The following is an 18,827-nucleotide window of genomic DNA, read 5'->3' as shown; positions in this document are numbered from 1 at the left end:
GTGTCGCACGAGGTCTCGTGCGCGGTCCGCGTACCGTTCTGTTTAGGTCAGAGGTTGACATAACTATAACCCTTCACCTGACGGTTAGAGTTTCGCCTCCTGATCTCTCGTACCACCCAGATCAGATCATCCAGATCTCCACCAGCTTGCAGCACCAGAGCTCCACAACATCCTCGGAAGGGACACACGATGGCGGTCCAGAACTACCTCGCCGTGATCAAGGTCGTCGGCATCGGCGGAGGCGGCGTCAACGCCGTCAACCGCATGATCGAGGTGGGGCTCAAGGGAGTCGAGTTCATCGCGATCAACACCGACGCCCAGGCGCTCCTCATGAGCGACGCGGACGTCAAGCTCGACGTCGGTCGCGACTCCACCCGCGGCCTCGGCGCCGGCGCGAACCCCGAGATCGGCAAGCGTGCCGCCGAGGACCACGCCGAGGAGATCGAGGCGGCCATCAAGGGCGCCGACATGGTCTTCGTCACGGCGGGCGAGGGCGGTGGCACCGGCACCGGTGGCGCCCCCGTGGTCGCCCGCATCGCCCGCTCGCTGGGCGCGCTGACGATCGGCGTCGTGACCCGACCGTTCAAGTTCGAGGGCCGCAACCGGTCCAACCAGGCCGATCACGGCATCCAGGCGCTGCGCGACGAGGTCGACACCCTCATCGTGATCCCGAACGATCGCCTGCTGTCGATCAGCGATCCCAACGTCAGCCTGCTGGACTCGTTCCGCCAGGCCGACCAGGTCCTGCACCAGGGCGTGTCGGGCATCACCGACCTGATCACGACCCCGGGCCTGATCAACCTCGACTTCGCCGACGTCAAGTCGGTCATGTCCGACGCCGGCTCGGCGCTCATGGGCATCGGCTCGGCCCGCGGCGAGCAGCGCGCGGCGGTGGCCGCGGAGAGCGCGGTCTCGAGCCCGCTGCTGGAGGCCTCCATCGAGGGCGCCCGCGGCGTCCTGCTGTCGATCGCCGGTGGCTCCGACCTCGGCCTGTTCGAGATCAACGAGGCAGCCGGGCTCGTCGCGGACGCGGTGCACCCCGAGGCCAACATCATCTTCGGTGCGGTCATCGACGACGCCCTCGGCGACGAGGTGCGGGTGACGGTCATCGCCGCGGGCTTCGACGGTGGGGAGCCGATGCTGCGCGACGCGACCAAGCCCGCGCTGCTCAGGGACTCCCAGCAGGCCGGTGCGGCCGCGCCCGCCGTGGCCGACCCGCCGCCCGCGCAGACGTACCTGAAGCCGGATCCGTTCCTCGACGGCAAGAACGCGCCGCCCGAGGACGGGGCAGGCAACTCCACGATCCCGGCGGACCTGCCGCCGGCCGGCTACGGCGACGACCTCGACGTGCCCGACTTCCTGCGCTGAGTTGATCTGGCAGGCAGGACGACTCGGCCGAGTCGAGCTGGCGTTCACCGACCGGCTCGGCGGGTCGAGCGAGGGCCCGTGGGCGTCCCTCAACCTCGGGACGTCCAACGGCGACGATCCCGAACGGGTCGCCGACAACCTCGACCGGCTCGCCCGTGAGTTGGACGTCGAGCAGATCGTCCGGATGACCCAGGTGCACGGCGCCGAGGTCGCGTGGACCGACGAGCTCGAGCCTGGCGCGATCCCGGTGGCCGACGCGCTGCTGACCGGGACGCCCGGGACCGCCGTCCTGGTGCGCGTGGCGGACTGCGTGCCGATCGTCCTGTCCGCGCCCGCGCAGCCGCTGGCCGGTGTCGTGCACTGTGGCCGTGAGGGTCTCGTGCGTGGTGTCGTCCCGGCGGCCGTCGAGGCGATGCGAGCGCGGGGCGCATCGACGATCGAGGCCTGGCTGGGCCCGCGCGCGTGCGGTCGCTGCTACGAGCTGCCGAAGGAGATGGTGGACGCGGTCGCCTCGACCGTGCCCGAGGCGCGGTCCACGACGTCGTGGGGGACCCCGGCGATCGACGTGGGCGCCGGCGTCATGGCGCAGCTGACCGCCCTCGGCGTACGAGGCAACGACCTCGGGGCCGATGAGTGCACGATCGAGCACGAGCGGTGGTTCTCCTACCGGCGGCAGGGTCAGGACTCGGGCCGTTTCGGCGCCGTGGCGGTGATCCGCCCGTGACCCGGCTCGACGAGCTGCGGGACAACCTCGCGGCGACCGAGCAGCGGATCGCGGCAGCCTGTGCCGACGCTGGACGCGACCGCAGCGAGATCACGCTCGTGGCCGTCACCAAGACGTACCCCGCCTCCGACGTCGAGCTGCTCGCGCAGCTGGGCGTCACCGACGTGGGGGAGAACCGCCACCCCGAGGCCGGTGACAAGGCCGCGGCGGTCGAGGCCGCGGTCCGCTGGCACTTCCTCGGCGGCCTGCAGACCAACAAGGCGGGCGCGGTCGCGCGCTACGCCGACGTCGTGCACAGCGTCGACCGGGCCAAGCTGGTCGCTGCGCTGTCGCGCGGGGCCGAGGCCGCGGGTCGGACCCTCACCTGCCTGGTGCAGGTCGACTTCGACGCAACGGATCCCGGCCGGGCCGGGGTCGTCCCTGACGGCGTCCCCGACCTGGCCGGCGCGATCGCGAACGCCCCCGGGCTCGTGCTCGGCGGCCTGATGACCGTGGCGCCCCTCGGTGACGACCCCGCGCCGCACTTCGACCACCTCGCGCGACTGTCGGCATCGCTGCGCGAGGACCACCCCGATGCCGGCATCATCTCGGCAGGCATGAGCGGCGACTTCGAGGCAGCCATCCGCGCAGGCGCGACACACCTGCGCATCGGGCGCTCGATACTCGGCGCACGGCCTTCCACCGGGTAATCTCAGTAATGTCATTTCCGATCACGCACACACGGAGCAACCATGGCTGGCGCAATGCGTAAGGTCGGCGAGTACCTCGGTCTCGTCGAACAGGCTGACTTCGACGACGAGCTCGACGAGGACTTCGACACGCCCGAGCAGGGCTCGCGTCAGCCGGTCGCCCGTCAGTCGGTGACCCACCAGCCCGCGACCCGCCAGCCCGCCGTCGTGCGTCCGGCCCCGGTGGCCAGCATCGACGAGCGCCGCCGGACCGAGCCGCGGCCCGAGCGCCGTGCGTCGACCCCCTCGGACCTGGCTCGCATCGAGACGGTGACCCCGCGCACGTACAACGACGCGCGCACCGTCGGCGAGCACTACCGCTCCGGCGTGCCCGTCATCATGAACCTCTCGGAGATCGACGACGACGACGCCAAGCGGCTCGTCGACTTCGCCGCCGGACTGGTGTTCGCCGTGCACGGCTCGATCAACCGCGTCACCGCGAAGGTCTTCCTGCTGTCGCCGGAGAACATCATGGTGACCGACGAGGACAAGCAGCGCATCGCCGCCGGCGGCTTCTTCAACCAGAGCTGAGCGCGCGTGGAAACAGTTGGATATGCCCTCAACCTGGTGTTGTGGATCGCGCTGGTCCTGCTCATCGCGCGCTTCGTGCTGGACTGGGTGCAGCTGCTCGCGCGCAACTGGCGACCCCGCGGAATCGTGCTCGTGATCTGTGAAGGGCTGTACTCGCTGACCGACCCGCCGCTGCGTGCGGTGAGGGGTGTGATCCCGCCTCTGAGGCTCGGTCAGGTCGTGCTCGATCTCTCCCCGATGATCCTCATCATCGCCATCTACATCCTCCAGGCCATCGTCCGCGCCGTTTTCTTCTAGTGCCTCATGCGGACGTGTCCACGGCCACGTGAACGCGTCGGTAGGGCTGTGGCAGAAGTGATCCGCTACGGAGTACGGTGGAGGCTCAGAGTCCCCAGGACTAACCCCCGCAACCCGAGGTGTACTCATGCCACTGACGCCAGAGGACGTGCGTAACAAGCGTTTCACGCCCGTCCGTCTTCGCGAAGGCTATGACATGGGCGAAGTTGACCAGTTCCTCGATGAGGTCGAGGCCGAGCTCGAGCGTCTCACGGTCGAGAACGAAGAACTTCGCGCCAAGGTAGCCGCCGCATCGACAGGTGAACCGACCGGGCTGATTCCGGCCGTCTCTTCGTCGTCGACCCCCGCCCAGCAGACGCCGCCCACCCCGGCGGTGCAGGAGCCGGCCAAGTACACGGCGCCGACTCCTGAGCCCGAGCCCACCCCCGAGCCCGAGCCGGAGCCGGCTCCCGCACCGGTGGCTCGCAAGTCGTCGATGGGCGATGCGTCGTCCGCGGCAGCGCGCCTGCTCGAGATCGCCTCCACCAACGCCGACCAGCTCATGGACGCGGCGAAGGAAGAGGCCGACCGCATCGTGGGTGAGGCTCGTGTGAAGGCAGAGCGTCTGACCAACGAGGCCCGCGGCAAGGCCGACCGACTCGAGACCGACGCCCGCATCCGCGCGCAGAAGCTCGACGAGGAGACCAACGAGCGTCGTACGCAGGCCGTCGCGACGATCGAGCGCGAGCGTTACGAGATCCAGCGCGAGGTCGAGCACCTGCGTGCGTACGAGCGTGAGTACCGGGCCCGGCTCAAGAACTACTTCCAGAGCCAGCTCGACCAGCTCGCGGCCAACGAGAGCACGACCAGCTCGACTCCCGTCCAGGCACCGTCGGATGCGGCCCCGCGCCGTCTCCGCTCGCTGCTCGGCGACGACGAGAGCTTCTGAGACACACCCGCTGCACCAGAACGGCCCGCCTCCTCGGAGGCGGGCCGTTCTGCGTCCGGCGGGGGACCGATCTTTCGACGTTCGCGCTGCCTGAGCAGCACGAACGCAGACACGTCCGTGCGCTGGCGGACCGATCTGTCGACGTTCGCGCCGCCTGAGCAGCACGAACGTCGAAAGATCGGTCCTCCTGCCCGCTGCGCGCGGGCGGGGCGGTCAGGCCTTGCTGAGCGAGAAGGCCAGGCCGAGGTCGTCGTCGGTGAACGACGGCGTGTCGACGCCCTCGGTGATGCTGGTCGCGAGGACCTCGTCGGCGATCAGGTCCGAGTGGGCGCGGATGGCCTCGCCCATCGGTCCGTCCGCGGTCCACGACAGCGTGATGCGGTCGGAGACCTCGAGCCCGGAGGACTTGCGGGCCTCCTGGATGACGCGGATGGCCTCACGGGCGAAGCCGGCGCGACGCAGCTCGTCGTCGAGCTCGAGGTCCAGCGCGACGGTCTCGCCCTGGTCGTTGACGACCGACCAGCCCTCGCGGGGGTGCTCGGCGATGATGACGTCGTCCGGACCGACCGAGACCTGCTCGCCGCCGACCTCGACCGTCGCGGTGCCGGTCGCGGAGAGATCGGCGGCCAGACGACCCGCGTCCGCAGCGGCGATCGCGCCGGCGACCTGGGGGGTCTGCTTGCCGAAGCGCTTGCCGAGGTTGCGGAAGTTGCCCTTGGCCGAGTGGTCGACCAGGTCGCCGGTCGTCTCGAACGACTCCAGCGCGCGGACGTTGAGCTCCTCGGCGATCTCGCTGCGAAGCTCCTCGCTGAGCAGGGCGTACGCCTGGGAGCCCACGACCGCCCGCCGCAGCGGCTGACGGGTCTTGGCCTTGGCCTCGGCCCGGGCCGCACGGCCGAGCTCGACGACACGACGCGCCAGGCGCATCTGCCGGTCGAGGTCGTCGTCGACCAGCGAGGCGTCCGCCTCGGGCCACGACGCGAGGTGCACCGACCGCGGCAGCTCGTCCGAGGTCGCGGCGAACATGTCCTGCCAGACCCGCTCGGTGATGAACGGGGTGAGCGGGGCCATCACGAGGGTCACCAGGTGCAGCACCTCGTGCAGGGTCGCGAGCGCCGAGGCGTCACCGGCCCAGAAGCGGCGGCGCGAACGACGGACGTACCAGTTGGAGAGCAGGTCGACGTACGCCGCGATCTGCGCGCCCGCACGCTGGGTGTCGAACTCCTCCAGTGCGTCGGTCACCTGCTGCGTGAGGCGGTGGGCCTCGCCGAGGATCCACCGGTCCATCGCCGGCCGGTCGGCGAACGCGGGGGCGGGGCTCGACGGCGTCCAGTCGTTCGCGCCGGCGTACAGGACGTGGAACGCCGTGGTGTTCCAGTAGGTCAGCAGCACCTTGCGGACGATCTCGGACAGGGCGGTGTGCCCGATGCGCCGCGGCGCCCAGGGCGAGCCCGAGCAGGCCATGAACCAGCGCAGCGCGTCGGCCCCGTGCTCGTCCATCAACGGCATCGGCAGCAAGATGTTGCCGAGGTGCTTGCTCATCTTCTTGCCGTCCTCGGCCAGGATGTGGCCGAGGCAGACGACGTTCTCGTACGAGCTCTGGTCGAAGACCAGCGTGCCGACCGCCATCAGCGAGTAGAACCACCCGCGGGTCTGGTCGATCGCCTCGCAGATGTACTGCGCGGGGTAGGCCTGCTCGAACTTCTCGACCGAGCCGGGCACGTGCGGGTAGCCCCACTGCGCGAACGGCATCGAGCCGGAGTCGAACCACGCGTCGATCACGTCGGGGACGCGGCGGTACGTGCCGGACTCGCCGTCCTTGGTGAACGTGACGTCGTCGATGAAGGGCCGGTGCGGGTCCAGGCCCGACAGATCGCGGCCGGTCAGCTTGGACAGCTCGGCCAGCGACTCGATGCACACGAGCTTGGTCGGGTCCTCGTCGTTGCGCCAGATCGGCAGCGGCGTGCCCCAGTAGCGGCTGCGCGAGAGGGACCAGTCGATGTTGTTGTTGAGCCAGTCGCCGAAGCGGCCGTTCTTGATCGTCTCGGGGAACCAGTTGGTGTCCTGGTTCTCGGCCAGCAGCCGGTCCTTGACCGCGGTGGTGCGGATGTACCACGCGGGCAGCGCGTAGTACATCAGCGGCGTGTGGCAACGCCAGCAGTGCGGGTAGGAGTGCTCGTACGCGAGCTCGTTGAACATCAGGCCGCGCGAGATCAGGTCGTCCGCCAGCGCCCGGTCGGCGGTCTTGAAGAACTGGCCGCCGACCAGCGGCACGTCGTCCTCGAAGTGGCCGTCGGGGCGGATCGGGTTGACGACGGGCAGGTCGTACGCCTTGCAGACCGCCATGTCGTCGGCGCCGAACGCGGGGGACTGGTGCACCAGGCCGGTGCCGTCCTCGATCGTGACGTAGTCGGCGAGGACCACGAAGTGCGCCTCGCTCGGGAACTCGATCAGCTCGAACGGGCGCTGGTACGTCCAGCGCTCCATGTCACGTCCGGAGACGGTCTCGCCGGTCAGCGTCCAACCCTCGCCGAGCGCCTTGCCGACCAGCGGCTCGGCGACGACGAGCGTCTCGGTGCCGTCGGTCGCCAGGACGTACGTGACCTCGGGGTTGACCGCGACCGCGGTGTTGGAGACGAGCGTCCACGGGGTGGTGGTCCACACGAGCAGCGAGGCCTGGCCGGCGTACGGGCCGGAGGTCAGGGGGAAGCGGACGTAGACCGACGGGTCGGTGATGGTCTCGTAGCCCTGCGCGAGCTCGTGGTCGGACAGCGTCGTGCCGCAGCGCGGGCAGTAGGGCGCGACCCGGAAGTCCTCGGTCAGCAGCCCCTTCTTGAAGATCGAGGACAGCGCCCACCAGACGCTCTCGACGTAGGAGGGCTCCATGGTCCGGTAGGGGTGGGCCATGTCGACCCAGTAGCCCATCCGGTCGGTCATCTCCTCGAAGAGGTCGACGTTGCGCACGACGGCCTCGCGGCACTTGGCGTTGAACTCCGCGATGCCGTACGCCTCGATGTCGGGCTTGCCGTTGAAGCCGAGCTCCTTCTCCACCGCGATCTCGACCGGGAGGCCGTGGCAGTCCCAGCCGGCCTTGCGGTCGACGTGGTAGCCCTGCATGGTCTTGAAGCGCGGGAAGACGTCCTTGAACACGCGCGCCTCGACGTGGTGGGTGCCGGGCGTCCCGTTGGCGGTGGGCGGGCCCTCGTAGAACGTCCAGCGAGGGGCGTCGTCGGGGGTCTGCAGGCTGGCCTCGAAGGTGCCCTGGTCGGCCCACAGCTGCAGAATCTCGCGCTCGAGCACGGGCAGATCGACGTGGGCGGGAACGGGGCGGTAGGACGCGTGCGAAGTCACACGCTCAATCCTACGGGTGAGCAGCGCGGAGGCCGCGGCGGTGCGAGTTGTCTCGACCGATTCTGGGGTCTACTCTCCACGCATGCCAAACACCAAGCTCGCCGTACGAGCTGACGAGACCCCCTGGACCGCTGCGGAGACCAAGGAGGTCCGGGCCGAGCTCGAGGCGGACCTCACCCGGCTGCGGGGCGAGCTCGACCACTCCGCCCGCGAGCTGCAGGACCTGCTGCGTGACGGCGTCGACGGTGCCGGCAACGACCAGGCCGACGTGGGCTCCAAGGGCCTCGAGCGCGACGCCGAGATGTCCCTCGCCGCCAACCAGCGCGAGCTGCTGCTGCAGACCGAGAAGGCGCTCGAGCGGCTCGAGCAGGGCTCCTACGGTCAGTGCGAGGTGTGCGGTGAGCCGATCGGCAAGAACCGTCTGATGGCGTTCCCCCGCGCCACGCTCTGCATGACGTGCAAGCAGCGCGAGGAGCGTCGCTGACCCTGCGGCTGCGACCGCGGGCGGGCACTCACCATCGCCATGGGATGATGGGCGGCGAGATGCGTACCCACCGAGATCCCTCCTTCGTCCGCGATGCCGCGGGAAGCAGGACGTACGTCCGACTGTTCACGGTCGTCGCGCTCGTGGTGCTGGTGATCGACCAGGTGACCAAGGTCATCGCCGTCGAGAAGCTGCAGGGCCGCGACTCGATCGAGCTGGTCCCCGGCCTGCTGTCGCTGACGTTCCTGCGCAATCCGGGCGCGGCCCTCAGCACGGGTGCGGGCTTCACGCTCGTGCTGAGCCTCATCGCGATCGCGGTCTGCATCGGGGTCATCCGCACCGCCTCACGCCTGCGCGACAAGGGCTGGGCCGTCGGCCTCGGCCTGCTGCTCGCCGGGGCGCTCGGCAATCTCGTGGACCGCATCTTCCGTGAGCCCGCTCCGCTGCGCGGCCACGTGGTCGACTTCATCGACTACGGCGTGTTCGTGGGCAATGTCGCCGACATCGCCCTGACGTTCGCCGCCATCATCATCGTCTGGCGCGCATGGCGCGGCATCCGCCTGGACGGCACCCGCGAGGAGAAGTCATGAGCACCGAAGGTGCCGAGCTGCAGCACAGGGTCATCCAGATCCCCGAAGGGCTCGCCGGCGAGCGGGTCGACAGCGCGATGGCGCGTCTGCTCGGCCTGTCCCGCACGCGGGCCAGCGAGCTCGTCGCCGAGGGGCACGTGACCCTCGACGGCGTCGCACCGGCGAAGTCGGACCGCGTCCTGCCCGGCTCGATCCTCGAGGCCTCGATCCCCGCACCCCGCACCGCGGTCGTCGTGGCGACCGAGGTCGAGGGCATGAAGATCGTCTTCCAGGACGACGACATCGTGGTCGTGGACAAGCCGATCGGCGTGGCTGCCCACCCGAGCGTCGGCTGGTCCGGCCCCACCGTGCTGGACCACCTCGCCGGGGTCGGCATCCGCATCTCGACCTCGGGAGCACCCGAGCGCCGGGGCATCGTGCACCGTCTCGACGTGGGCACCAGCGGGCTCATGGCGGTGGCCAAGTCCGAGCACGCCTACACCGTGCTGAAGCAGGCCTTCCGCGACCGGACGGTCGAGAAGACGTACCACGCGCTGGTGCAGGGGCACCCCGATCCGCACACCGGCACGATCGACGCGCCGATCGCGCGTCACCCCAAGCACGACTTCAAGTTCACGGTCAAGGACGGCGGCCGCGACAGCATCACCCACTACGACACGCTCGAGGCCCACCGGTTCGCCAGCCTGCTGACGATCCGCCTCGAGACAGGCCGCACGCACCAGATCCGCGTCCACATGAGCGCGATCCACCACCCGTGCGTGGGTGACCTGATGTACGGCGCCGACCCGACGCTCGCGAAGCGGGTCGGGCTCGACCGGCAGTGGCTCCACGCCAAAGGGCTCGCGTTCACCCACCCCCGCACGGGTGAGTGGGTCGAGTTCAGCTCGGACTATCCCGACGACCTGGTGCACGCGCTCGAGGTCGTCCGCACGATCGACGACAACCCGCTGCCCCGCTGATCCCGCGAGTGGCGCAACCCGGACAAAGTGAGACGGCGAGTCGGGCCAGAATGCGCCGCTCAGAGGATGCTTTGCGCCACTCGGCAGACGCGGGAGAGGCAGGTGGAACAATGGCGCCCATGTCTTCTGTCGTCCGCCAGTCCGAGAAGCTGAGGGATGTCCTCTACGACATCCGTGGACCCGTCAGCGCGCGAGCCGCGGCACTGGAGGCCGAGGGCCACCGCATCCTCAAGCTCAACATCGGCAACCCCCAGCCGTTCGGCTTCGACGCGCCCGCCGAGATCCTGCAGGACGTCATCGCGGCCCTCCCGGCCTCGGCCGGCTACTCGGACTCGCGCGGCATCCAGTCCGCGCGCCGGGCGGTCGTGCACAACTACCAGCTGCAGGACGGCTTCCCGACGATCGACGTCGACGACGTGTGGATCGGCAACGGGGTCTCCGAGCTGATCCAGATCGCCCTGCAGGCGCTGCTCGACAACGGCGACGAGGTGCTGATCCCCGTCCCGGACTACCCGCTGTGGACAGCCGTGACCAACCTCGCGGGCGGCGTGCCGGTGCACTACCGGTGCGACGAGGACAACGACTGGAACCCCGATCTGGCCGACCTCGAGTCCAAGATCACCGACCGCACCAAGGTCATCGTCGTCATCAACCCCAACAACCCGACCGGTGCGGTCTACTCGCGCGAGACCCTCGCGGGCATCGCGGACCTCGCGCGCAAGCACGACCTCGTGCTCATGGCCGACGAGATCTACGACAAGATCCTGTACGACGACGCGGTCCACGTCCCGATGGCCAGCGTCGCCCCGGACGTGCTGACCCTGACGTTCAACGGCCTGTCCAAGGCGTACCGGGTCTGCGGCTACCGGGCCGGCTGGCTCGTCGCGACCGGACCGCTGGAGCGGGCGCGCGATTATCTCGAGGGCATCACGCTGCTGTGCTCGATGCGGCTGTGCCCCAACGTCCCGGCGCAGAACGCGATCCAGGTCGCCCTCGGTGGATATCAGTCGATCAAGGAGCTCATCCTCCCCGGTGGGCGACTGCTCGAGCAGCGCGACACCGCGGTGGCCGAGCTGCGCAAGATCCCCGGCGTGAGCGTCGTGACCCCCAAGGGGGCCCTGTACGCGTTCCCGCGTCTCGATCCCGAGGTCTACCCGGTCAAGGACGATCAGCAGCTCGTCCTCGACCTGCTGCTGCAGGAGAAGATCCTGCTGACCCAGGGCACGGGGTTCAACTGGCCCGAGCCCGACCACCTGCGCATCGTGACCCTGCCGTGGGCCCGCGACCTCTCCGACGCGATCCAGCGGCTCGGCAACTTCCTCAGCAGCTACCAGCAGGTCTGATCTTCAGCCGGCCGTCACCCTGAGGTGGTGCGGTATCCATCATGGGTGCCTACGGTGGCCAGATGAACCCCATCAAGCTCGCTCTCGTTGCAGGACTGACCCTGGTCGCCGCAGCCCCCGCAGCAGTTGCGGGCGCAGGGACCCATGGACCGACCGACCACCGCTCGCGCGACTCGGCGCTGGTGAAGACCTTCGGTGCCGTCGACCGCGGCACGCAGTGGCGGCTGGTCGACAAGATGCGCCTCGACTTCCCGACGTTCCACACCGAGGGCATCGCCTTCGCGGGCGACCGCATCTTCCTCTCGGCGGTCGAGATCCTCGAGCCGACGGTGACGTACCCGACCCCCGTCGACGGCTACGACCGCTCGCCCGGCAAGGGCGTCGGGCACGTGTTCGTGATGGACCGCCAGGGCCGTCTCGAGAAGGACATCGTCCTGGGCGAGGGCGACGCGTATCACCCCGGCGGCATCGAGTTCGACGGCAAGGACGTGTGGGTGCCGGTCGCGGAGTACCGGCCGAACAGCCGCAGCATCGTCTACCGGGTGGACGCCGAGAGCCTGCGCGTCCGCAAGCAGTTCGAGGTCGACGACCACTTCGGCGGCATCGTGCTCGACAAGTCGACGGGCCACCTCGTGGGCAACACGTGGGGGTCGCGCCGGTTCGCTGAGTGGGACCGTCGGGGCCGCCAGCTCAGCACGTGGGCCAACACGAGCTTCTTCGTGGACTACCAGGACTGCCAGTACGTGCCGGCGGGCAAGATGCTGTGCGGCGGCGTGGCGAACCTGCCGCAGACACCGAGCGCCGGGGGACCGGCGGCGACGTACGAGCTCGGTGGCCTGGCGCTGATCGACCTGCGCTCGCACCGCGTCCTGCGTGAGGTGCCGCTGCAGCAGTGGTCGACGGCCGGCCACGTGGTGACCCGCAACCCCGTCAAGGTCACGGCCGACGGGGCATCGCTGACGATGCGCGTCGCCCCCGACAACGGCGAGGAAGGCAACGGGACCGAGATCCTCACGTACCGGGCCACCATCCAGAAGAAGTGAGGCGCATCACCATGCCATTTCGCTTCTGTCGGTGGCATGCGGCATGATTTACCTCACATGTTCCAACTAGGAATACGAGAGGTCTCGACGCATGGCTGACATGATCCGGGCGACCGGGCTGGTGAAGAAGTACAAAGGTGTCGACGCGCTGGCAGGGCTCGACCTGACGGTGCCCGAGGGCAAGGTGCTCGGTCTGCTCGGTCCCAACGGTGCCGGCAAGACGACGGCGGTGCGCATCCTGGCGACGCTGCTGAAGGCCGACGGCGGTACGGCCGAGGTGGCCGGCATCGACGTGGCCAAGGACCCCGACGGCGTCCGCGCACGTATCGGGCTGTCGGGCCAGTACGCCGCGGTCGACGAGCACCTCACGGGCTACGAGAACCTGCAGATGGTCGGGCGGCTCTACGGCATGCCCAAGGCGAAGGCCTCTGCGCGTGCCCGCGCCCTGCTGGAGCGCTTCGACCTCGCGGACGCGGGGGACCGGCCCTCCAAGACGTACTCAGGAGGCATGCGGCGCCGACTCGACCTCGCGGGCGCCCTCGTCGCCGAGCCGCCCGTCCTCATCCTCGACGAGCCCACGACGGGCCTGGACGTGCGCAGCCGCCAGCAGATGTGGGGTGTGATCCGCGATCTCGTGTCCTCGGGGGCGACGTTGCTGCTGACGACGCAGTACCTCGAGGAGGCAGATCTGCTCGCCGACGACATCGTCGTCATCGACCACGGCCGCGCGATCGCCCGCGGCACCGCCGACGAGCTGAAGGCGCAGACCGGCGGTGAACGCATCGAGGTGGTGCTGACCGATCCGGCGCGGCGCGATGAAGCGGCGCGCATCCTCGCGGAGGTTGCGGTCGGCGACGTGCAGCTCGGAGACAACGAGCGGGAGCTGACCGCACCCGTGAAGGGCGGCGTCCCGCAGCTGCGCACGGTGCTCGGGCAGCTCGAGTCCGCCGCGATCGACGTGCTCGACGTGGGGCTGCGACGGCCCACGCTCGACGACGTGTTCCTGAGCCTGACCGGGCGTGCCGCCGAGGACGCCGACGACGACAACGAGGAGGTGGCCCGATGACCACGCTCACCCGCCACGCGACGGACGGCTGGGTCGTCGCCAAGCGCAATCTCATCAAGATCATCCGCGTCCCGGAGATCCTGGTCTTCGTGCTGATCTCGCCGATCATGTTCGTGCTGCTGTTCGCGTACGTCTTCGGCGGCGCGATCGACCCCGGTGACGGGGTCAACTACCGCGAGTTCCTGATCGGCGGCATCTTCGCCCAGACGGTCGTCTTCGGCGCGACGTTCACCGGCGCCGGTCTGGCCGAGGACATGCAGAAGGGGATCATCGACCGCTTCCGCTCGCTGCCGATGTCCCGCTCGGCGGTGCTGGTGGGCCGGACGACGTCCGACATCGTCTACAACGTGCTCTCGTTGATCATCATGGCGTTGACGGGGCTGCTGGTCGGCTGGCGCATGCGCGAGGGCGTGCTCGACGCGCTGGCCGGGTTCCTGCTGCTGCTCGTGTTCGCCTACGCGATCAGCTGGGTCATGGCCTGGGTGGGCCTGCTGGTGCCGAGCGTCGAGGTGATCAACAACGCCTCCTTCATCGTCATCATGCCGCTGACCTTCGTCTCCAACGCCTTCGTGCCGCTCGACTCGTTCCCCAGTGCGTTGCGCACGATCGTGGAGTGGAATCCGGTCTCGGCGGTCACCCAGGCGACGCGGGAGCTGTTCGGCAACACCGGGGGGATCCCGCCGGACTCCGACGCGTGGTCGATCCAGAACCCGATCCTCTACACGCTGATCTGGGTCCTGATCATCCTGGTCGTCTTCGTGCCGCTGTCCGTCCGTCAGTACCGCTTGGCCAGCAGCCGCTGAGCGTGATGAGAAAGGGTGTCCAAAACGCCCCCGCGGCCTGATGGTTCCCGCTATCGTGTGGGCGACTTCGGGACGGGGGACCCATGACAGATCTGCAACGACGTACGCTCCTGCTCGGCTCGGCGGGGCTGCTCCTGGCCGGGTGCGGCGGTGGCAAGGATGGCTCGAAGACCAAGCCCACCGCGACGCCCACGGGTCCCAACATCGTCAAGCCGCGCACGGGGAACGTGGTCACGGAGGCCGACACGGCGGCGCTGCGTGACCGCCTCAACCAGGCGTTCCGCACCGGCGACGTCAACCGGCTGAAGGCCGTCATCGACCCCGGGGACTACGGTCTCAAGGACTTCGAGAAGCGCTGGCGTCGACGCTTCGACAACTTCGAGCGGCTCGGCTTCGTCGAGGGCGAGTGGTACGTCGGCGTGCCGAACGGGCGCACCCGCAATGCCTCCGGAGGGCTGGTCGAGTACACCGGTGACCTCGTGTTCGCCCACACCGTCATGGGATGCGACGGCCAGCAGGTGGTCGAGACGACCCGCGCCGGGTTCCGCAAGAAGACTGCGGACGCGCCGCTCGAGCTCATGAGCGTCGGCGACGTGGAGGAGAGCTACGACCCGTCGATCTGGGACGTCGCGGAGGTCGACGCGATCGAGACCAAGCACGCTTGGATCGTCTTTCGACTCCAGGATCGCAAGCGGGCTCGGGCGTACGCCGCGCAGATCGAGACCGGCGCCGCGCGGGCTTTCGCCACGATGCCGCGCCCTCGTGGCGTCGACAAGGTCCTGTACGCCCTGACCTGGCCGGCGGTGGACGGCAAGCTCTACGGAGGTGTCGGCATCAGCGATGCGGACGCGCACGCCTACTACCACCCGTTCGTGGACCCGGACGAGCTCGCGCGGGGTCAGAAGAAGCCGGTCAAGGACAATGGCCTGCCACGCGGCACGGGTCGCGTGGGTCTGCACGAGGCGTCGTTCAGCAGGTCGGACTTCACCGCAGTGGCATGCCATGAGGCGGTGCACGTCCTCGCCGAGCAGTGGTCCGGACCGGGAGACACCCCGACGTGGGCCGTCGAGGGGCTCGCGATGTGGGCGGCGGAGGGTGGCGCACGTCTGATGGCGCGGGAGGGCGCCTCGATCCGATCGACGTTCGCGGAGTTCGAGCGCGTGGCGCTGAAGGGGTACGAGGAGTTCCACGAGACGCCGCGTGAGCGCGAGTTCTACGCATGCGCCGGCGCCGTCTACGCGTCCATCGAGGACGAGAAGGGACGCGATGCCGTGTTCAAGACAGCCGAGACCTTCTACGCCAGCTCTCGTGAGGAGGCGGCCGACACGCTGGGACGCAGCGAGCCCGAGATCTTCGCGGCCACCCGCACGTGGTTGGGTCTGTGAGGCGTCTGGCGGCGTTGGTCGCCACCATCGCGGTGGGGCTGACGGCGTGCACGGGCGGGGACGAGCCGAAGAAGAAGGGCAAGGACGACACGGCGCGAGCGCTGCCGGTCCCGGCGAAGGCTCCGACCGCACGCGGGCCGGCGACCGGGCCGGCGCTGCAGCCCAAGGTGCTGCTCGCGGCCTCGGACGAGCTGGAGAAGATGGCCTCCGGCTCCTCGAGCGACGCCCTCGTCGAGCGCCGTTCCGGTGCCTTCGTGAGCGGGCGCACGATCGTCGGCTACTCCGTCGACGACCTCTCGGGGTATGACCTCGCATCCGGTGAGCAGAAGTGGACGGCCGATCTCGACATGGGCACCGGCGGAGTCTGTTTCGTCTCGCAGCCGGACCGCGCGGTGAAGAGCTTCACGGTCGCGTACGGCGCCGACTCGTACTGCTCGGATCTCGCGACCATATCGGTCGCGGACGGCAAGGTGCTGTCGACCTCCAAGCGGCTCAGCGATGTTCTCAACGCGCCCGCCGAGTTCGACGGACCTTCGGGCGGCGCAGTCGACCATCTGTTCACGGTCGGCGGACGCGACCACATCGTCGACACGTCCGGTGCCGTCTGGAAGATGGCCAAGGGCGAGCCCCAACCTGTCGTCCGCCTCGAGGCGGACTCCTACGACCAGCTCCACACAACCCCCGAGGGCGACGTCCTCATCGGGACGCGCAGCGACAATCGCGGTCGGTGCCACGTGGACGGCTACGCCCTGCCGTCGTTCAAGCACCTCTGGACCGCGGACAACGGTGCACTGTTCCCCGAGGTGCGGGACGACTGCCTGATCTCGGCCGCACCCGGGAACGCCGCGTGGCTCGTGCAGCAGGCCGATGGCCGGGTCCACATGGCGCAGGTGGACCCCCTGACGGGCAAGGTCCTGGGCCGCGACGATGCGGCGTCCGACAGCGGAGGACGTGCGCCCGAGGGACAGCTCGATGTCGCGAGCGCCGCGAACCAGCTCGACCGGGCCCTCGGACTGCCGGGAGGAGACACGATCTTCGCGCAGGTCCGCGGGCTGTCGCGCTACTCGCTGGAGACCGGGAAGATGGTGTGGGACCTGGATCTCAGCCAGCTCGAGCTCGACTCCGAGGAGGACTACCCGCTGACGACGGTCCTGCCGCAGGGCGTCACGCCGGACGGTCACGTCCTTGCGTCGGTCAGCAACAACACCGGGGTCGAGATCGTCGCGGCCGACGTCAAGACCGGCAAGCTCGCGGCACGGTGGCCCGTCCCCGCGGAGTACCGCAACGGTTTCCAGACCGAGCCGGGCATGACGTTGTTCGCGGAGGGTGTCGTGCTGACCCGCAACTTCGATGCTTGGCGGCGTGCCTTCACCGGCTATGCCGCTCCGAAGGAGCCGAAGGGCGGCAAGTACGACATCGGCGTCTTCACCTACCCGCAGCCCGACAGCTCGGCGGCTCGGGCGGTGCCAACCGCAGGGCCGACCGATACCGACGTCGAGGTCCTCGGCGGTGTCGAGACCCCACCACGTGCCGCGAACGAACGTCATGCCGGAGCGCTCAGCACCGGATCCACGGTCGTGACGTACGCCGGGAACGTCGTGACGGGTCTGGACCCCGCGTCGGGGAAGCAGAAGTGGACCCTGCAGGTGGACGACGCCAAGGACGCGCGCGTCTGCTCGGCGGCGGAGCCGGACCGGGACGTGAAGACGTTCACGATCGCCTATCGCTCGGGCGGGGAGCGGGCTGAGTGCGACGCGCTGCTGCGTGTGAACGCCGCGGACGGGACGGTGATCGATCGGCTGGACCTGCCGCGCGGGGCGAAGCGGGTGTCGCAGATGATCGTCCACGACGGCGTCGTGCTCATCGTGACCGGCGACTCGAGGGTGAGTCGCATCCAGGGCGGGCAGCTGGTGCCGGTTGCGAGGCTCGCACGTCAGCCGTACCAGGTGGAGCGGACGCCCGAGGACCCGTCGCTGCTGATCAGCACCTCGAAGCTCCAGGGGGGACGTGACTGGGCGATCGACGCCTATCGCATGCCGGGGTTCGAGCGGGTCTGGTCGACGAAGGCGAAGAAGGTGCTGTCCAAGGTCGACGTGAGGAACCCGATCTGGACGTGGCGCGGCAACGGCCTGTGGATCTCCACGACGTTCGGCGACATGTCCGATCCGGAGGGGACGGTCAAGGACGCTCTCGTGGCCCTCGACCCCGCCACGGGCCGGGTCGTCGGCCGATCAGGCTCGGTCAAGCGCGACTACCTCGCCGACGACCTGGCGACGTTCTCCCTGTGGAGTGCGGTCTCGTCCAGTCACGTCAGTGTCGGTTTCGACGACGGCGAGGTGATCGTCCTGCAGCCCCAAGGCGTCGTGCGCTACTCGCTGAGGGACCGCGAGGCCCGCTGGAGGACCAGCACCTCGTCGATCAAGGACTCGATGGAGCGGGACCGGCTGAACTCGCTGGCGACGGAGCGGATCGACCTCGTCGACGGGGGCAAGGCGGTGCTCGTGACCATGAGCAACGGCGTCTCGGTCGAGGTGATGACGCTCGACGCGGCCAGCGGCAAGATCACGGGGCGGTGGAACGTCCCCAAGGAGGCCCGCAACGGCCTGCAGGCGGGACCGGACGTCACTCCGTTCGACGGCGGGTTCGCGCTGACGCGCAACGACTACTCGTGGAGCTCGGCCTACGACGCGACCGGGCGCAGGGTCCCGGCGGACCCGCTGCACGACGCAGGGCTCTTCGCGCTGCCGAAGCCGAAGGAGCCCAAGAAGGAGTAGCTCATCCTCCTGAGCGCTTGCGAGCCGCGAACTGGGCCGCTTCCTCGAGCCGGAAGCGGGCGATGTCCCCGATCAGCTGGACGGGCAGCGGCTGGTCCAGCGGGAAGCGGATCGCCGACTTGGACGTCTTGTACGGCTTCAGCTCCTCGTCGAACCGGGCGAACGCCCCGGCGGTCGGGAAGAAGTTGAGCGAGGTGTGCTCGTCGTAGCCTGCGAACTGGACGATGACGACGCCGTGCTGCTTGTAGGCGGGGATGTTGTAGCTGATCGTCTCCTCGGCGTCGGGCAGCGCGGCGCGGATGACCGAGCGCATCTCCTGCAGCCGGGGCTCGACGTCGTACGTCGCCGCGGCGATGTAGTCCTCGACAGTCGTGTAGGTCTGCTTCTCGCGATCCGGGTGCTGGGCCATGCCTCCAGTATGGCCGCCGGGGACCGGACGGACGATGAGGGTTC

At 69.2% G+C, this 18,827-nt stretch carries 17 protein-coding genes; 15 read left to right on the top strand and 2 right to left on the bottom strand.

The window, feature by feature from the left end:
• Nucleotides 1–189 precede the first annotated feature (189 nt).
• The 6 genes from ftsZ (at nucleotide 190) to GEV27_RS18150 (ending at nucleotide 4,576) form a co-directional block, all read left to right on the top strand.
• A complete protein-coding gene (ftsZ, locus tag GEV27_RS11575; protein WP_208430839.1) occupies nucleotides 190–1,368 on the top strand; it encodes a cell division protein FtsZ in 1,179 nt (392 codons plus the stop codon).
• Between the two features lies 1 nt (nucleotide 1,369).
• Nucleotides 1,370–2,092, top strand: coding sequence for a polyphenol oxidase family protein (locus GEV27_RS11570; RefSeq protein WP_153934373.1), 723 nt, complete (start codon nucleotides 1,370–1,372; stop codon nucleotides 2,090–2,092).
• A complete protein-coding gene (locus GEV27_RS11565) occupies nucleotides 2,089–2,781 on the top strand; it encodes a YggS family pyridoxal phosphate-dependent enzyme (protein WP_309222200.1) in 693 nt (230 codons plus the stop codon). Before GEV27_RS11570 ends, GEV27_RS11565 begins: the two co-directional genes overlap by 4 nt.
• Nucleotides 2,782–2,823: 42 nt before the next feature.
• Nucleotides 2,824–3,351: a cell division protein SepF gene (locus tag GEV27_RS11560; protein ID WP_153911471.1), complete on the top strand. Its 528-nt coding sequence runs from the start codon at nucleotides 2,824–2,826 to the stop codon at nucleotides 3,349–3,351.
• A 6-nt stretch (nucleotides 3,352–3,357) separates the two neighbouring features.
• A complete protein-coding gene (locus GEV27_RS11555; protein ID WP_153652388.1) occupies nucleotides 3,358–3,648 on the top strand; it encodes a YggT family protein in 291 nt (96 codons plus the stop codon).
• 127 nt (nucleotides 3,649–3,775) lie between these two features.
• Nucleotides 3,776–4,576, top strand: coding sequence for a DivIVA domain-containing protein (locus tag GEV27_RS18150; protein WP_153652389.1), 801 nt, complete (start codon nucleotides 3,776–3,778; stop codon nucleotides 4,574–4,576).
• Between the two features lie 213 nt (nucleotides 4,577–4,789).
• Here the strand turns inward: GEV27_RS18150 and ileS are convergent, their stop codons facing one another.
• Nucleotides 4,790–7,927, bottom strand: a complete 3,138-nt coding sequence (gene ileS / locus GEV27_RS11545; protein WP_153652390.1) for an isoleucine--tRNA ligase — start codon at nucleotides 7,925–7,927, stop codon at nucleotides 4,790–4,792.
• 82 nt (nucleotides 7,928–8,009) lie between these two features.
• On the opposite strand from ileS, the gene GEV27_RS11540 reads away from it, so the two are divergent.
• The 9 genes from GEV27_RS11540 to GEV27_RS11500 all read left to right on the top strand — a co-directional run bounded on the left by GEV27_RS11540 (nucleotide 8,010) and on the right by GEV27_RS11500 (nucleotide 18,374).
• Nucleotides 8,010–8,411: a TraR/DksA family transcriptional regulator gene (locus GEV27_RS11540; protein ID WP_153652391.1), complete on the top strand. Its 402-nt coding sequence runs from the start codon at nucleotides 8,010–8,012 to the stop codon at nucleotides 8,409–8,411.
• 59 nt (nucleotides 8,412–8,470) lie between these two features.
• Complete coding sequence (lspA, locus tag GEV27_RS11535; RefSeq protein ID WP_153934371.1) at nucleotides 8,471–9,001, top strand: signal peptidase II; 531 nt, start codon at nucleotides 8,471–8,473, stop codon at nucleotides 8,999–9,001.
• The gene (locus tag GEV27_RS11530) at nucleotides 8,998–9,960 is read left to right on the top strand and encodes an RluA family pseudouridine synthase (protein ID WP_153652393.1); all 963 of its coding nucleotides are present in this window, start codon (nucleotides 8,998–9,000) and stop codon (nucleotides 9,958–9,960) included. Before lspA ends, GEV27_RS11530 begins: the two co-directional genes overlap by 4 nt.
• 119 nt (nucleotides 9,961–10,079) lie before the next feature.
• Entirely contained in the window at nucleotides 10,080–11,303 is a 1,224-nt protein-coding gene (locus GEV27_RS11525) for a pyridoxal phosphate-dependent aminotransferase (protein WP_153652394.1), read from the top strand.
• Nucleotides 11,304–11,365: 62 nt separating this feature from the next.
• Nucleotides 11,366–12,346: a DUF6454 family protein gene (locus GEV27_RS11520; protein WP_153934369.1), complete on the top strand. Its 981-nt coding sequence runs from the start codon at nucleotides 11,366–11,368 to the stop codon at nucleotides 12,344–12,346.
• A gap of 91 nt (nucleotides 12,347–12,437) precedes the next feature.
• Nucleotides 12,438–13,412 (top strand): ATP-binding cassette domain-containing protein, encoded by a 975-nt coding sequence (locus tag GEV27_RS11515; protein ID WP_153911469.1) that lies wholly within the window; start codon nucleotides 12,438–12,440, stop codon nucleotides 13,410–13,412.
• Nucleotides 13,409–14,215, top strand: a complete 807-nt coding sequence (locus GEV27_RS11510) for an ABC transporter permease (protein ID WP_153652397.1) — start codon at nucleotides 13,409–13,411, stop codon at nucleotides 14,213–14,215. The genes GEV27_RS11515 and GEV27_RS11510 overlap by 4 nt, the downstream gene beginning before the upstream one ends.
• A gap of 83 nt (nucleotides 14,216–14,298) precedes the next feature.
• On the top strand, nucleotides 14,299–15,600 hold the full coding sequence (locus GEV27_RS11505; protein ID WP_153911467.1) for a hypothetical protein: 1,302 nt from the start codon (nucleotides 14,299–14,301) through the stop codon (nucleotides 15,598–15,600).
• Nucleotides 15,597–18,374 (top strand): PQQ-binding-like beta-propeller repeat protein, encoded by a 2,778-nt coding sequence (locus GEV27_RS11500; RefSeq protein ID WP_153911466.1) that lies wholly within the window; start codon nucleotides 15,597–15,599, stop codon nucleotides 18,372–18,374. The genes GEV27_RS11505 and GEV27_RS11500 overlap by 4 nt, the downstream gene beginning before the upstream one ends.
• A gap of 1 nt (nucleotide 18,375) precedes the next feature.
• Here GEV27_RS11500 and GEV27_RS11495 read toward each other — a convergent pair whose 3' ends face one another.
• Nucleotides 18,376–18,783 carry an iron chaperone gene (locus GEV27_RS11495; protein WP_153652400.1) on the bottom strand — a complete coding sequence of 136 codons (408 nt, stop codon included), beginning with the start codon at nucleotides 18,781–18,783 and terminating at the stop codon, nucleotides 18,376–18,378.
• Between the last annotated feature and the right edge of the window lie 44 nt (nucleotides 18,784–18,827).

The organism is Aeromicrobium sp. S22, assembly GCF_009661045.1.
GTDB lineage: Bacteria > Actinomycetota > Actinomycetes > Propionibacteriales > Nocardioidaceae > Aeromicrobium > Aeromicrobium yanjiei.
Note: the sequence above shows the minus strand (reverse complement) of the source record. Positions and strands in the feature narration are given on the sequence as shown.

Bases quoted from the DNA above. Each gene is read 5' to 3' on its own strand.
- ftsZ (WP_208430839.1), top strand. From the start codon at position 190: ATGGCGGTCCAGAACTACCTCGCCGTGATCAAGGTCGTCGGCATCGGC.
- GEV27_RS11560 (WP_153911471.1), top strand. From the start codon at position 2,824: ATGGCTGGCGCAATGCGTAAGGTCGGCGAGTACCTCGGTCTCGTCGAA.
- GEV27_RS18150 (WP_153652389.1), top strand. From the start codon at position 3,776: ATGCCACTGACGCCAGAGGACGTGCGTAACAAGCGTTTCACGCCCGTC.
- GEV27_RS11540 (WP_153652391.1), top strand. From the start codon at position 8,010: ATGCCAAACACCAAGCTCGCCGTACGAGCTGACGAGACCCCCTGGACC.
- lspA (WP_153934371.1), top strand. From the start codon at position 8,471: ATGCGTACCCACCGAGATCCCTCCTTCGTCCGCGATGCCGCGGGAAGC.
- GEV27_RS11530 (WP_153652393.1), top strand. From the start codon at position 8,998: ATGAGCACCGAAGGTGCCGAGCTGCAGCACAGGGTCATCCAGATCCCC.
- GEV27_RS11525 (WP_153652394.1), top strand. From the start codon at position 10,080: ATGTCTTCTGTCGTCCGCCAGTCCGAGAAGCTGAGGGATGTCCTCTAC.
- GEV27_RS11520 (WP_153934369.1), top strand. From the start codon at position 11,366: ATGAACCCCATCAAGCTCGCTCTCGTTGCAGGACTGACCCTGGTCGCC.
- GEV27_RS11515 (WP_153911469.1), top strand. From the start codon at position 12,438: ATGGCTGACATGATCCGGGCGACCGGGCTGGTGAAGAAGTACAAAGGT.
- GEV27_RS11510 (WP_153652397.1), top strand. From the start codon at position 13,409: ATGACCACGCTCACCCGCCACGCGACGGACGGCTGGGTCGTCGCCAAG.
- GEV27_RS11505 (WP_153911467.1), top strand. From the start codon at position 14,299: ATGACAGATCTGCAACGACGTACGCTCCTGCTCGGCTCGGCGGGGCTG.
- GEV27_RS11495 (WP_153652400.1), bottom strand. From the start codon at position 18,783: ATGGCCCAGCACCCGGATCGCGAGAAGCAGACCTACACGACTGTCGAG.